This window comes from Janthinobacterium sp. GW458P (genome assembly GCF_002127585.1).
Lineage (GTDB): Bacteria > Pseudomonadota > Gammaproteobacteria > Burkholderiales > Burkholderiaceae_D > Janthinobacterium.
This window is the reverse complement of the sequence record NZ_NEGZ01000023.1, coordinates 17314-31707: the sequence shown is the minus strand read 5'-3', so window position 1 is coordinate 31707 and position 14394 is coordinate 17314. Positions and strand designations below refer to the sequence as shown.

12 protein-coding genes are annotated in these 14394 nt (G+C 59.7%); 9 read left to right on the top strand and 3 right to left on the bottom strand.

Features of this window, described 5'->3' with window-relative positions; genetic code table 11:
• Positions 1-154: 154 nt before the first annotated feature.
• Positions 155-1753 (bottom strand): DUF4157 domain-containing protein, encoded by a 1599-nt coding sequence (locus tag CBW50_RS14620; RefSeq protein WP_086146272.1) that lies wholly within the window; start codon positions 1751-1753, stop codon positions 155-157.
• A 193-nt stretch (positions 1754-1946) separates the two neighbouring features.
• Between CBW50_RS14620 and CBW50_RS14615 the strand changes: the two genes are divergently transcribed.
• Positions 1947-2840, top strand: a complete 894-nt coding sequence (locus CBW50_RS14615) for a hypothetical protein (RefSeq protein WP_086146236.1) — start codon at positions 1947-1949, stop codon at positions 2838-2840.
• A gap of 186 nt (positions 2841-3026) precedes the next feature.
• On the opposite strand, the gene CBW50_RS14610 is transcribed toward CBW50_RS14615, so the two are convergent.
• On the bottom strand, positions 3027-3347 hold the full coding sequence (locus tag CBW50_RS14610; RefSeq protein WP_086146235.1) for a hypothetical protein: 321 nt from the start codon (positions 3345-3347) through the stop codon (positions 3027-3029).
• Between the two features lie 971 nt (positions 3348-4318).
• Between CBW50_RS14610 and CBW50_RS14605 the strand changes: the two genes are divergently transcribed.
• From CBW50_RS14605 to CBW50_RS14575, 7 genes are all read left to right on the top strand, one after another.
• Positions 4319-4666, top strand: coding sequence for a hypothetical protein (locus CBW50_RS14605; RefSeq protein WP_086146234.1), 348 nt, complete (start codon positions 4319-4321; stop codon positions 4664-4666).
• 15 nt (positions 4667-4681) lie between these two features.
• Positions 4682-5836 carry a hypothetical protein gene (locus tag CBW50_RS14600; protein WP_086146233.1) on the top strand — a complete coding sequence of 385 codons (1155 nt, stop codon included), beginning with the start codon at positions 4682-4684 and terminating at the stop codon, positions 5834-5836.
• Positions 5837-6065: 229 nt separating this feature from the next.
• Positions 6066-7520, top strand: coding sequence for a circularly permuted type 2 ATP-grasp protein (locus CBW50_RS14595; protein WP_086146232.1), 1455 nt, complete (start codon positions 6066-6068; stop codon positions 7518-7520).
• Positions 7514-8467 (top strand): alpha-E domain-containing protein, encoded by a 954-nt coding sequence (locus CBW50_RS14590; RefSeq protein WP_086146231.1) that lies wholly within the window; start codon positions 7514-7516, stop codon positions 8465-8467. Before CBW50_RS14595 ends, CBW50_RS14590 begins: the two co-directional genes overlap by 7 nt.
• A complete protein-coding gene (locus CBW50_RS14585; RefSeq protein WP_086146230.1) occupies positions 8467-9276 on the top strand; it encodes a transglutaminase family protein in 810 nt (269 codons plus the stop codon). Before CBW50_RS14590 ends, CBW50_RS14585 begins: the two co-directional genes overlap by 1 nt.
• 91 nt (positions 9277-9367) lie before the next feature.
• Complete coding sequence (locus CBW50_RS14580; protein ID WP_086146229.1) at positions 9368-10243, top strand: proteasome-type protease; 876 nt, start codon at positions 9368-9370, stop codon at positions 10241-10243.
• A 108-nt stretch (positions 10244-10351) separates the two neighbouring features.
• The gene (locus CBW50_RS14575) at positions 10352-11704 is read left to right on the top strand and encodes an alpha/beta hydrolase (RefSeq protein WP_086146228.1); all 1353 of its coding nucleotides are present in this window, start codon (positions 10352-10354) and stop codon (positions 11702-11704) included.
• A 21-nt stretch (positions 11705-11725) separates the two neighbouring features.
• On the opposite strand, the gene CBW50_RS14570 is transcribed toward CBW50_RS14575, so the two are convergent.
• Positions 11726-12721, bottom strand: coding sequence for an AraC family transcriptional regulator (locus CBW50_RS14570; protein ID WP_216356358.1), 996 nt, complete (start codon positions 12719-12721; stop codon positions 11726-11728).
• A gap of 185 nt (positions 12722-12906) precedes the next feature.
• On the opposite strand from CBW50_RS14570, the gene CBW50_RS14565 reads away from it, so the two are divergent.
• Entirely contained in the window at positions 12907-14385 is a 1479-nt protein-coding gene (locus CBW50_RS14565) for a parallel beta-helix domain-containing protein (RefSeq protein WP_172404767.1), read from the top strand.
• Positions 14386-14394 lie beyond the last annotated feature (9 nt).

Sequence of the window (14394 nt, the reverse complement as noted above, 5' to 3'; positions counted from 1 at the left end):
CCGCCGCCTGCAGGCCCATGTCGCCGCAGTGGGGCGCGCCATCCTGGCCGTGTTGCCGAAGACAGCATTTGCCGCGGGATGAAGCGCATGATTCCGGGCTGGCCAGGTAAATGCGGGCATCCGCCCGCAGGCCCTCAGCTTGCGGGCTGGCCGCCTATTCTGGCCGGGATGTCACTCCTATCGTGCTCATGCTTATCCCGATATCCTGCGATGTCACGGGCCTGTCCAGCTCATCCAATTCGCGATAATTTTTCTGGTACAAATCGAGCCCCCCGCCCAGGTGAAGCTTGCTCTTTTTGTCTGGATGTTCAACTATCACATGACTTGCTTTCCATAATTTAGCGTGTTCTTTACTCATGCCTAGCGGGAAGTTGTCTTCTTTGAATCCGTTTACTCCTTTTCTCATCTCAAAATCCGGCTTATTCATCTTCTGTCGCGATGCATGCGCTTCCAACGTGATGAGTGTCTCACCGTCCTTGGCCACGACGGTGACGCCGTGATACCCACAGTCACTTAGTCCTGCCGGAAATTTATGTTGTAACATCGACCCCACCACCGGATCATCTCCCATACGAGGGCCGCTGGCGAATTCTCCGAATTCCGTAACGGGCTCCTTCTCCCTGCTTTCTATCTCGTCCCGTATCAAATGATGCAGCGTCCTGGCAAACAGCGCGCAATCATTGTTTCCAAGTATGCCTATCCGCGCCCCCAGTTCCATGGCTGCGGCTATCGATATTTTATCAAGCTTAATTGCCTCCAGCCATGCTGCATTAATTTGCGCGTCGTTAATTTCGTATTTTGTCTTGTTCCCCTTGATCCAATCGAAAAAAGATTGGCGGTTGTGATCTTCCTTGTTGTTTTTYCTATTTTYGTCATGTGCCGACGTAAATCCCAGTTGTCGGTCTTTCGAGAAAAGTATGACGTTAGGCGTCCATTTTTTGACGGAATACTCATTCCCGTCACCAGTCACCTTTTCCTCCGTTTCCACATACAATCCGGCGGGACTCGGTTTTTGACTGGCGGCCATGCCATATAAGACCTTGGTATTATCACGATTGATCATGTACATGCCGTTGGCGGAGCTCAGACCAAGCTTATTCTTCTCGATCAGTTGCGCTACGCTGGCTGTGCCATGTGCTCCCATCCCTGGTGCCGGCCTTGTTGCGTCCGGCATTGCGGCCGATCCATACCGGGCCAGCTGCGCGGCGCCAAGCGCCCGCTCCCCCATCGCATCAGCCTCTCGTTCGAGACCGGCGTCATTGTTAATCTGCCTGCCATGCTTCATCTGCATCGTAGGCCTCACGCGACCCTGCGCCTGCTGCACCACATGCCAAGCCTCATGTGGCAAATGCTTCTCCTGCCCGGGTCCCAAATGGATCTCGCTGCCTTGCGCATATGCATGCGCATGCAATTGCGCCGGTTTCGCCGAGTTGTAGTGCACCTTCACATGATCCATGCGCATGCCGGACAGGGACTCTATCCCTGACTTCAGCTGAGCAGGCAGAGCGCCATTGCCGGCCTGCTCATCGCGCTGGCCCGCCTTCCACGCGTTGCCGCGAATGGCCTTACTCAATGCCTGTTGCTGCAGCACGCGCGGGCTGTCATCGATCATCGCGGCCAGTTTTCGTTGCGCCACCGCCTCTGGCCGCTTGTCCGCCAGACCCCGCCCTTGTGCCGCCGTCCTGGCAGTGTTGCTGTGGGCCGCAGCAAATTGCTCTTTCGCCTGGCGCGGTGCGTGCAGGGGTGTATGCATGATGAGGGCCTTTATCGTCGATGTTGTTATCAATATGACCCCTTTATCATAGCCCCTTTTTCAGGCTGCCTGGCGACCTGTTCTGCCCAAGCCGTGGCCATGCGATCGCCAGCCTGCCTCCAATAGCGTCCCTCGGACAATTTTTTCGCGTGCGCGCCCGTGCCGCAAGCCGCGCTTCGGCGACAATGCGCACATGACACTGCGCCCCGCCCTCCTCGCCCTGCTTTTCTGCGCCATCGCCGGCGCCGCCCACGCCCAGAAACAAGCCGCCTGCCCCTATGCCGCCTGGAAAAGCGGCTTCAAGGGCGATGCGCGGGCGCAAGCCACGTGTTTATTGCGTCCCGTCAAGCTATATGCGCGCCTGGACGACAGCGCGCCCTTGCCGGAGTTTCTCGACGCGCACATCGGCCGGCGCACGGGCATCCCCCCGGCCCGGCTGCGCGCCTGGCTGGCCGGGCAAGACATCGCGGAAAGCGAGCTGGGCGGCCCCGTCGACGCGCCCCTGTCGCGCGCCATGGGACGGCTGGCCGCGCCCATGGCCCGCTACTTCGTCATCCACGACACCAGCTACCCGAATTTCTTGTTAGAAAGCATTCCCGGCCACATCAACGACGCCAGCTGGGACTTCAACGACTTTACCTTGCGCAATCCCGCGCTGGGCGGCGGCCCGAAAGGCCATGTGTACGTGAACCGCCTCGGCGATTCCCTGGCCGTGCGCGACTTCGGCACGGCCGGCTACGCAAGCAAGCTGGAGAAGGAAAAGCCATCGCTGACGGGCCTGTTCCTGCACGTGGAACTGGTGCAGCCGCGCCATTCCGTGCCCGGCGGCGGCAAGGGCAACGACGGCCTGGCGCCCGATCCGGGCTTTACGCCCGCGCAATACGAGCGCCTGGCCCTGCTGTACATGGCCGCCAGCGTGCGCAAGGGCACGTGGCTGATCCCCGCCTTCCACGCCGTGCTCGATACGGGCTACGCGAATGGCCATGACGATCCGCAAAACTTTTCCCTGGCCGACTGGTCGCAAGCGCTCGACCGCCTGCACGCGGCCCTGGAAGCGGGCCAAGCGCAACGTCAGCAGCAGCGATGAAGGCGCGCCGGCCCGGCTGAAAAACCATCGCCATCCTCGCGCACCGCTGCCGGCCGCGCTTGCCCCGAGTAAAAAGACGCGGGGACGCTGACGTTCAGATAGCCATCCGCATGGGGGCTATCAACGCAGCATCAAACTGAAAGACAAACCCGGGGGGACGTTCCGGCCGGATCGCGTCCGAGTTGCTCAGGCGTTCATCTTGCGACAATCTCGCAACCAGATATATCTGTTCTTCCACAGGGTGATATAAAGGAGCGCAAGAAATGGTGACGCGTTCGGTCCGCATTCGAGTATCGCAGTCTCTGCAAGACGAACGTCGATGTCAAACTGCCGTGAATGACACCAGTCGATTTTCATTTGCACCGCGTGCTTTCCAGGCTCGACATCGAATTCAAGCTCCGCGCCATTGGATACCCTGCCAATTTCACACCCATCCAGAAGAATGATGTATTGCCGGCCCCTATCTTGCCAAATTGCCTTCTTGCGTCGAACAATGATTTTTGTCATTTCTTTGCATTCAAAATGAATTGGACAGTGGATCCGCCTGGCCGTCAGTGATCCATGACCATGCCAAGCCGGCAAGTAGAACAGCACGCATGGCCACGGCTAGCATTCCATGTGCAGGCTTTCGTTCCTTATGCCGCAGGCAAGGAGTACATCGACGCCTTCCTGATCATCGCAGTCTACCAACAGTTCGCCTGAATCGAGCACGGCAATGATCGGGACAGCTATTTCCCATGCGGGGTTTACCCGTATGCATAGCGACATCCCCGCTGAAACGGGTCCGGCCTGTAGCGCGCCGCGAACTATAGCAGTGCGTTGATCAGCATAGTCTTCAATCGCGGTGCAATAAAATTGGGAACGCATAAGGCCTTTTGAAAATAATCGTCAATACAAAAAATCCGTATAGTTATCAGCATATAAACTGCTGCAAAAATACCAGATGAACTGGCCTCGCGCCATGCCGTTCCCGGCCCCTTGCCGAGCGCGATGGCCGCTGCACGGCCGCCGCCCGGAGATTCCACGGTCTTGGAGTTCTTTTAGGCAAAACAAATGCGGTCGCCCAAAAGTCGCAACATGAAGAGACGAACAGACACGTTCTTCCTTGGCCCTTCCGCAGTGCCTGCCTCAATTGTATCGTACAGCGGCAGCCAGGCCTGTCCTGTGCATGGGCCGCAAGCCGCGCCTCATGCTGGCCGTTTTTTACGCACAGGTCCACAGCCTGTCTCGTCTCTCCATCGGTCAGCCGGAACAAGAATTTCCGCTATGCCCCTGGCTGGCTCCCCTGCACAACACCCCTCTCACCAGTGAGGCCGTGACAATGCCTAAAAACCAATTCATGTGACTGTTCAACAACAATGTGACAGTTCGTGAGATTGGGGCGGCATATTCAGCGCAAAATTAATGTGCATTTGATATGTTATTCAATTGCCTGCAATATTGGTTAATAATTAATAAACTACAAGAGGGGAATCAGCATGGCTATCGAAATTAAGGCATCGGAAAAAGTTCAAGCAAATGCCGCGTCCATGAAGGTGCGAATTGTCGACAATGGAAAAGCGCGCGTACGACTTGAATTCAGGGCCGGCGACATATTGCTTGATTTCGATGATATCAACGCGACTGATCTGACCAAGACCTTCGAGAACCGCAATAAAGGGACGAACAACGGCTATATTTTTCTCGACGTGTATGAATACGACGGGATGGGGAAGAATTATGATTCAAAGGTATTCATAGACGGGAAAGTCATTGCGAAAGCAAAAGGGACAATTAAAACTGGAAAAGATAGCGGCTATGCAAAAATCGAGTTGACACTCATATAAAATGCGGAGAATAAAATGATGATGCGCATGATTAGCCCTTTGCTGGCCCTGCTTCTGACTTCCAACCATGTCTGGGCCGAGGCGGAAAAAGGGGAAAAAACAGCGGCCAAACCCGGTTCAAAATCCCCCGCCGAGGACAAACTGGCGGCTTTCCAGGTCGATATTTCGCCGGCAGCCGTGTCAGCCGCTTCGATTGTCGGCTTGTCCGGCTCCGCCATTACTACGATACAGACGGCACAAGATATTGTTGCATTTTGGAATCCAATTGAATCCAGGGAATCGAAGGATGGCAAAGGTCTGTCGGTCAACCCCTATCGCCTGCCCTTTGTTCCCATCGGCGCCAGCTATTACGTGAATGGCAATACGCTGCAAAGGATGCTGGCGAATACCTCGCTCAGCTATGCCGAAAACCAGACAGAAATTTCATCCCTCAAGTTCAAAAAAAATGCGTTTGCGCTCGACACATATTTCTATTTAAAAGCCGACGATGATCCGATCCTGATGCTGTGGAAGGCATTCAAGTCATGCACTGCCAGCAAAACCATCGATGATGAAAAGAATGCATATATTCGAACGGAAATCGAGGCGAAAAGAATGCCTTCGCCGGAGGAAATTGAGAAATATGATCAACGGGCATGGACCGCGCAATCGAGCTGTGATACCGAGGAAAAAAAGAGAATCAAATGGAACGCCAGCCGTGTGGCCATTTCTTATGGCCAGGGGCACATACAGAATGACACGTCCGGTTCACAGAAATACCAGCTGGGCAAGAAATTCATTATCACCGGGCTGTTTGAAATCAGTGACGACGCCGGACTGTATATGACTTATCAACGCACGAGGAATGCCGTCGATGTGACGAAATTGGCAACGGCGGTAGAGTTGAGTAACTCCAATTTGCTCGCCGCACGATATGTGGTCGGCAGCGACAAGGCGACGCTGCGCTACCTGCTCGAGGTGAGCAACGCGAAGGCAAACAAGGGCGCGTCACACGAAGCAACGTTCAAGTCCGCTGTGGGTATAGACAAATTGGTACAGAAAGGAATCTGGCTGCAACTTCGTTATGGGAAAAGCACTACCGCGGACGGCAAGGAAACGGAAACCAAAGGGCTGATGAATCTGTCTTTCGCGATGAGTTGCATGATAGGAAAATGCAAGGAAATGGAGTGAGAAACAGAATGAGAAACAGAGTGAGAAACGAAAGCGTGTCGCGCCGCTTCTTCACGGCAGCGGCCCGTTTCCCCATAAACTGACATTAAATGCACCAAGCCGGTGCGGCGGCTGGCCTGCCGCCACAAAAATGGTCATTTTCATACCTTGCCGCCGTTGCCGCATGGCCACGGCTCTGGCACGATTTCTGCTGAGCTATAGTCAGACTCGGCTCAAGGGAAATCACACCATGGCAAATTTTTTCAATGAAATGACTGCAGATGACGTGGGAGCGGACAGCAAGGTACGCGACCACTATCGTGAATTTGACAGCTGGCTGGCGCAGCAATCGCCGGAAACCATCGCCCGCAAGCGGGCCGAAGCCGACCTGACCTTCCGCCGCGTGGGCATCACGTTTGCCGTCTACGGCGACGATGCCGGCACGGAACGCCTGATCCCGTTCGACACCATCCCCCGCATCATCCCCGCCGCCGAATGGGCGCAGATGCAGACGGGCCTGGTGCAGCGCGTGCAAGCCCTGAACATGTTCATCCATGATATTTATCATGAGCAAAACATCATCAAGGCCGGCATCATTCCCGCCGAGCAAATCTACAGGAATGCCCAGTACCGCCCGGAAATGCAGGGCATTGCCGTCGCTTCCGACATTTACGCCCACATCGCGGGCGTCGACATCGTGCGCGCGGGCCAGGGCGAATTCTATGTGCTGGAAGACAATTTAAGGGTGCCCTCGGGCGTGTCCTACATGCTGGAAGACCGCAAGATGATGATGCGGCTGTTCCCGGAACTGTTCGCCCGCAACCGCATCGCCCCCGTCGACCATTACCCGGACATGCTGCTCGACAACCTGCGCTCCGTCGCGCCCATGGGCGTGGACGACCCGACGGTCGTCGTCATGACGCCGGGCATGTACAACTCCGCCTACTTCGAGCACGCCTTCCTGGCCCAGCAGATGGGCGTGGAACTGGTCGAGGGCAAGGATTTGTTTGTCAACGACAATTCCGTGTACATGCGCACGACGCGGGGGCCCAGGCGCGTGGACGTGATCTACCGCAGGGTCGACGACGATTTCCTCGATCCGCTGGCCTTCCGCTCCGACTCCTCGCTGGGCGTGCCGGGCCTGCTGTCCGTGTATCGCGCGGGAAGAGTCACCCTGGCGAACGCCATCGGCACGGGCGTGGCCGACGACAAGTCGATCTATCCTTTCGTGCCCGACATGATCAAATTCTACCTGTCGCAGGAACCGATTCTGAACAACGTGCCGACCTACCAGTGCCGCAAGGCGGCCGACCTGTCCTACGTGCTGGCGAACTTGCCGAAACTGGTGGTCAAGGAAGTGCATGGCGCGGGCGGCTACGGCATGCTGGTGGGGCCGGCGTCGAGCGCCGCGCAGATCGAGGACTTCCGCCAGCGCCTGCTGGCCAATCCGGGCGGCTACATCGCCCAGCCTACCCTGGCCCTGTCGGCCTGCCCCACGTACGTGGACGCGGGCATCGCGCCGCGTCACATCGATCTGCGTCCGTTCGTGCTGTCGGGCAAGACCATTTCCATGGTGCCCGGTGGCCTGACCCGCGTGGCCCTGGGCGAAGGCTCGCTGGTGGTCAATTCCTCGCAAGGGGGCGGCACCAAGGACACCTGGGTACTGGAAGCGACGTCCGCCTTCGCAGGAGAAAAAACATGCTGAGCCGCACCGCCGATCATTTGTTCTGGATGGCCCGCTACACGGAGCGCGCAGAAAACACGGCGCGCATGCTCGACGTCAACATGCAGACCTCCATGCTGCCCCAGTCCGAGCAGGACGCGGAACAGGGCTGGCGCGCCACCCTGGGTATTTCCGAGCTGCAAAGCGCCTACGACCACAAATACGGCCGCGATGGTCAATTCCACACGCGCGACGTGCTCGATTTCATGGTGCGCGACCCGAACAACCCGTCTTCCATCCTCGCCTGCCTGACGGGCGCGCGCGAAAACGCCCGCGCCGTGCGGGGGACCCTGACGACGGAAGTGTGGGAAATCCAGAACGCCACCTGGCTCGACATGCAGAAGCGCTTGAAAGGCAATCTGCTGGAAACGGACCCCAGCGCCTTCTTCGAGTGGGTCAAGTACCGCTCGCACCTGTCGCGCGGCGTGACCCTGGGCACCATGCTCAAGGATGAGGCCATCCATTTCATCCGCCTGGGCACCTTCCTGGAACGGGCCGACAACACGGCGCGCATCCTCGACGTGAAGTTCCACGGCGCGCGCGACACCTCCAAGGACATCACCCAGCGCGACTTTTACTACTGGGCGGCCCTGCTGCGCTCCGTTTCCGGCTTCGAAATCTACCGCAAGGTGTACCGCGACGTGATCACGCCGGCGCGGGTGGCGGAACTGCTGATGCTGCGCGGCGATATGCCCAGGTCGCTCCTGGCCTGCATGGATGACGTGGTGGAAAATTTAAAACATATCCGCAACGACGTGTCGGCCGATACGGAACGGTTCGCCGGCAAGCTGCATGCGGAGCTGAAATTCGGCCATATCGACGACATCATGAAGGCCGGCTTGCACCATACCCTGACGGAGTTTCTGGAAAACATCTACGACCTGGGCAACCGGGTCAGCCGCGACTTCCTCGTTCCCCTGGCGGCCTGATGCAGCTCACCATCCGCCATGAAACCCGCTACGCCTACAGTGCGCCGCTGGCCCACACGATACAGCAGCTGCACCTGACGCCGCGCGTCGAGCCGCAGCAGCGGGCAATCTCCTGGCAAATCACCACGCCAGGCCAGTGCCATGCCTACACGGATGCCTACGGCAACCTGTCGCACATGCTGACGATCAATGGCAGCCACCAGTCGCTGAGCCTGGTCGCCCAGGGCGTGGTGGAAACCATCTACCCGCACAAGGGACGGCTGAACCTGGTCGATTCCCTGTCACCGCTGTTGTTTACCATGCCGACGCCGCTGACGCAGGCCAATCCCGCCATCATGGAACTGACGGCCGCCAGCCTGCCGGACCGCCGCGTGACGGCCGGCACGGGCCATCTGCTGCGCCTGGCCGAACACATCGTCGGCAAGGTGGCGTATGAAAGCGGCGCCACCATGGTCACCACCACGGCCGGCGGCGCCCTGGCCCTGGGGCGCGGCGTGTGCCAGGACCACGCGCATCTGTTCCTCGCCTGCTGCCACGCCTGGGGCATCCCGGCCCGCTATGTGTCCGGCTACATCGATCCGGGCACGACGGGCCACGCGGCCAGCCACGCCTGGGTCGACGCCTGGGCGCAAGACACGGATTTCGCGGGCTGGGTCAGCATCGACGTCACGCATGCGCGGCTGATGACGGATGCGTATTGCCGCCTGGCCATCGGCCGCGACTACGATTCCGCGGCCCCCGTGCGCGGCGTGCGCCAGGGTGGCGGCACGGAAACCTTGCACGTGGACGTGCAGATCGTGCCCGTGTAAATCGGCAGGAACGAGGCTGGGCGGGGCTTGCGGCGGATAGCCTGGCCCCGGCTGGTGTAGAATGCGACCCCTTTTGATTTGATTTGCGACAATGACTTACTGCATAGGCATGCGCCTGAACGAAGGCCTGGTCTTCCTGTCCGATTCCCGCACGAATGCCGGCGTGGACCAGGTCGGCACCTTCCGCAAGATGAGCGTGTTCGAGAACCCGGGCGACCGCATGCTGGTCCTGATGACGGCCGGCAACTTATCGATTTCGCAAGCCATCCGCCAGATCGTCGCCGACCACGTCGATGCGGACGGGCGCAGCATCTGGAACGTGGCCAGCATGTACGATGCGGCCCGCATCGTGGGCGACGCCGTGCGCGCCGTGCACCAGCGCGAAGCGAAGGCCCTGGCCGACTGCGGCATCGATTTCAATGTCAGCATCATCGTGGGCGGCCAGATTCAAGCGGAGCGCTGCCGGCTGTTCCAGGTGTATTCTGCCGGCAACTTCATCGAGTCGCACGATGAAAACACGTATTTCCAGATCGGCGAAGCCAAGTATGGCAAGCCCATCATCGACCGCGTGATCAATCCCGCAACCGGCCTCGATGAGGCGGCCAAGTGCGCGCTCATTTCCATGGATTCCACCCTGCGCTCGAACATTTCCGTCGGCTTGCCGCTGGACTTGCTCGTCTACACGGCCGGCAGCCTGGCCGTCACGCGCTTCGTCGCCATCGATGAAAAGAACCAGTACTTCCGCATGCTCCGCGACACCTGGGGCGAACAGCTGAAGCAGGTGTTCGAAGGCATCGCCGATCCCGTGTGGAACGCGGCGCCGGAAACCGCGGCGAACGTGCTGTCATCGACGAATATGCACAGCAAGCCCGTGCGCGTGGCCATCCCCGGGCACGTGAGCGGCGGCGTGACGGCGGCGCCCCCGCAATCGCTGGCGCAGCAGTTCAGCGACGACAAGCAACATTGATCTGCCGCGCACCGGTTGCGCGCGGTGCTGGACAAGTCGCTTTCCGCGTGCTTTTATGGCAATATGAGTTGATATTTAATTCATATTAATCAGAGAGGCAGGTGGCGCATGGACTTGATCACTTCCGCCGTCGTCGCGGCCATCGAACACGGCGCGCCCGGCCACGCGCCGGAAGCCGTCGCCAGCCACTATCAGCGCCTGAAACTGGCCATCGCCAAGTTCGACGCCGCCGCCGCCATCCTGCCCGCCATCGCCGCGCTGGAGGCCGAACCGGGCAATACCCAGCTGCAACTGGCCCTGTCGGCCGCCCTGGCTACGGCGAAGGTTCCCGACGACATGCAAACCCTGTTTGCCGCGCAAGGCTTGCTCGATGCGCTGCAGCGCCCGCCGTCACCGCTGCCGGAGGTGGAAGCGGCGCCCGCGCCCGCCGACAAGAGCGCCGTCGTGTCGAACTATGCGGTGGTCAAAGTGTATTTCGCCACGGACCGCCAGCGCGACCTGGGCAAGCCGCCGGCCCAGCGCTTCAGCAGCGAGCGCAGCCTCACGGGAGGCAATGGCGGCAACGATGGACCGCTCAGCTATGGCAGCTGCGACGTCAGCATCCCCCGCGACCACCGCATGGGCCAGCTGGAATCGCCGTCGCTGTGGCGCCTGGAGTTCCGCGAAGACCCGGCCAAGCACGTCGTGCTGCTCGACGCCACGGTGCTGGACCATGACAACTTCTTCGCCGCCTTGAAGACGCAGGTGCGCGCTTCGGCCGGCAAGAGCGCATTTATCTTTATCCACGGCTACAACGTGACGTTCGAGGACGCGGCCCGGCGCACGGGGCAGATGGCCTACGACCTGGGCTTTGACGGCGCGCCCGTGTTCTACAGCTGGCCGTCGAGGGGCGAGATCGCCGCCTACACCGTCGATGAAAACAATATCGAATGGAGCACGCCCCACATCACGGCCTTCCTGGCCGACTTCCTCGCCAACACGGAAGCGGCGCAGGTCTACCTGATCGGCCACAGCATGGGCAACCGGGGCCTGGCGCGCGCCGTGGCCGAGCTGATGGGCGCGCAGCCGCTGCTGGCGCAAAAGATCACGGAAATCATCCTGACGGCGCCCGACATCGACGCCGCCATCTTCAAGCACGACATCGCGCCGAAACTGGCCGGCGCGCGCCATCCCGTCACCTTGTATGCCTCGTCGCAAGACCTGGCGCTGGCCGCCTCGAAAGCCGTGCACGGCTACCCGCGCGCGGGCGACAGCGGCGCCGGCATGCTGATCGTGGCCGGCGTGGAAACCATCGACGCCACGGGAGTCGACACGAGCTTCATGAAGCACGCATACTTTGCGGAAAAGCGCTCCGCCCTGTCCGACATGTTTTATTTGATACGCAACAATGCCCGCGCCGACGAGCGCTTTCTCGATCCCGTCGACACCGTGGCGGGCCGCTACTGGACCTTCAAGCCCTGAGATGGCGGCCAGCCGCGCCGTTCAGCGGCACTTTTCGCAGCCACCGAGACGGCGGTAGACGCCGGGGGCGCTGCCGGTCCATAGCTTGAACGCCCGGCTGAACGTGGTGGGGTCATCGAAGCCCAGGCTCTGCCCTATCGCCGCGATCGTCAAATCGCTCTTGATCAGCTGCACAATCGCCATGTCGCGCCGCAATTCATCCTTTACCGTCTGAAACGAACTGCCTTCCCCGGCCAGGCGCCGCGACAGCGTGCGGACGGAAAAATGCAGCGCCTTCGCACAGGAAGCGATGCTCGTCACATCGGCCAGGCGCGAAGCCAGGTGGTCACGCAGCCGGTGCGTGAGGATCTTGTCATTGAATGGCACATATAGCCAATCGGCGGGCGCATTGCGCAGGAACTGGTTGAGTGCACTCTTGTCCTGGCGCAATGGCGCGCCCAGATGCCCGGAGCCGATGTACAACGCGGTCTGGGCTTGCTCGAAATACAGGGGACCGGGAAACAGGTACACGTATTCCGCCACCCGCGCCGGCCGGGGGAACGCAAAATCGGCCCGCGCCAGCGGTATCTCGCGCCCTATCATCCAGGAAGCGAGGCCATGCACCAGTTTCAGCATCAGCTCATGCACGAGCACCCGCCCCCCCAGTGGCGGCGCATGTTCGATCAGGGCAATACGGGTCAGCTGCTTGCCGCGCGCGACCTCAAAGCCCATGTCATCGAGCAGCAAGCGGAAATAGCGGACGAAACGATGCAGCGCGATATCCAGATTCGGGGCGTCGAGCATCGCCAGGCAGAGAAACTTCAGCGTGCCGTTGCGCAGGGGGCGGGAAAAGAAACGCGGGGTTTCGTCGTCGAGCAGGAGCGCCGTCTGGCGCAGCAAGGTAGAAAATTGCTCTATCGTAATGCGCCCCCCCTGCTCCAGCAAGAGTTCGGGAGCAATCCTGGCGCGCGCCAGGACGGTCCTGACCAGGTCCGAAGCGGGATCGAGTCCCGCCAGCAGATCGGTCGCCAGCCCCACCGAAATGGTCGCGCTCCGGTGGCTCATTAAATAATGCAATGCAACATTTTAGCTCCCGAAATTTGGCATGAAATGCACATATTTAGGCCATTTCTGTCACTAGGAAAAGACAAGGGCAGAACTATAATCATCGCATAAATATGGATAAAAAGATAAAAACCGCCATACAACAAGGGAGACATTGCATGAAAAAACCACCGCGCCTCAGCCGCTGTCCCACCATTGCATGCGCGAGCGCCATGCTCCTGCTGGCCAGTTGCGGCGGCAGTTCCAGCGAGCCCGTTGCCGCTGTCGTGCCGCCGCCGGCACTGGACGTCGTCGTCACGGCCGCGCAGATGAATGACAGCGACATGAGCAATCTGCTGTTTCGTCTCAGGGAAGGCTCCACCGTCATGCTGCCGGCCGGCAAGTTCCACTTTGACCGTCCCCTGATCATGAACACCAGCGGCGTGACGATCATCGGCAAGGGCAGCGGCAGCAATCCGGCCAGCGACACGATCCTGTCCTTCAGGGACGCCAGCAGCCGCAACGGCTTGCAGGTCAGCAATGTCAAGACCATCACGCTGAAAAATTTCGCGGTGGAAGACGCGGCCGGCAATGCCGTGTTTGTTTCGGCGTCGAGCAATGTGACCATGGATGGCTTGCGCGCGGAGTGGACCACCGACCCGACCCGCACGTCGAAAATGGCGTATGGCCTCTATCCGGTCAACTCCGACAATATCATCGTCAGGAACAGCAAAGTGATCGGTTCGGAAGATGCGGGCATCTATGTCGGCCAATCGCAAAACATCCGTGTCAGCAACAATGAAGTGTATTTGAACGTGGCGGGAGTGGAGATAGAAAACTCGCTCAATGCCATCGTGGAGAACAACGATTTGCATGACAACACGGGCGGCGTGCTGGTGTTCTCGCTGCCCGGCACCTATCGCTTCAAAAAAGGGGCCGGGGTTTTGATACAAAACAACAATATTCACGATAACAATACGCCGGTCGCCGCCAATGCCACGGGCTTTGTCACATCGGTGCCCGTCGGCACCGGCATCATGGTGCTGGCGGCGGACAATACCGAAATCAAAAACAATGTCATCAAGAACCATCAGACCACCAGCATCCTGGCGCTCAGCTATCAGGCGACCGGTTTCGCCATCAACGACCCGGACTACAACCCGTATATCCATGGCCTGTATGCCTACGGCAATACCGTCTCGGCCTCGGGCCACGCGCCCGGCGGCGCATTCGGCAAGGAGCTCAAACCGCTGGTCGACGGCCTGTTCGCGCAGCTGGCATCGAACGGCTTGCCGACGCTGCTGCCGTACGGCGTGTGGGACGGCATCCTCGATCCGGCCAGAAGCAGCGGCCTGATCCCCTTGCCCGGCATGGGCGGCCTGGGCATCGGCGGCGTGGCCAATGATGACAGCCGCATTTGCATCATGAACAACACCGCGCTCGATACGCCCGTCGTCGACGCCGTGATTTCCTATGAGACGCTGGATATCAATCTCATCGGGCTCAAGCTGGGCGCGTCCGTCGCGGCGGGGGAAATGCCGCCCGAAGCGATAGCCGGCATCCCCGCCGGGTTGTTGCAGCCGGCCTTTCCTTTCGCGCCGCGCATGCATTGTCAATTGACGCTGCCAGCCATTCCAGCCTTTCCGATCATCAAGTAGGCATGCCAG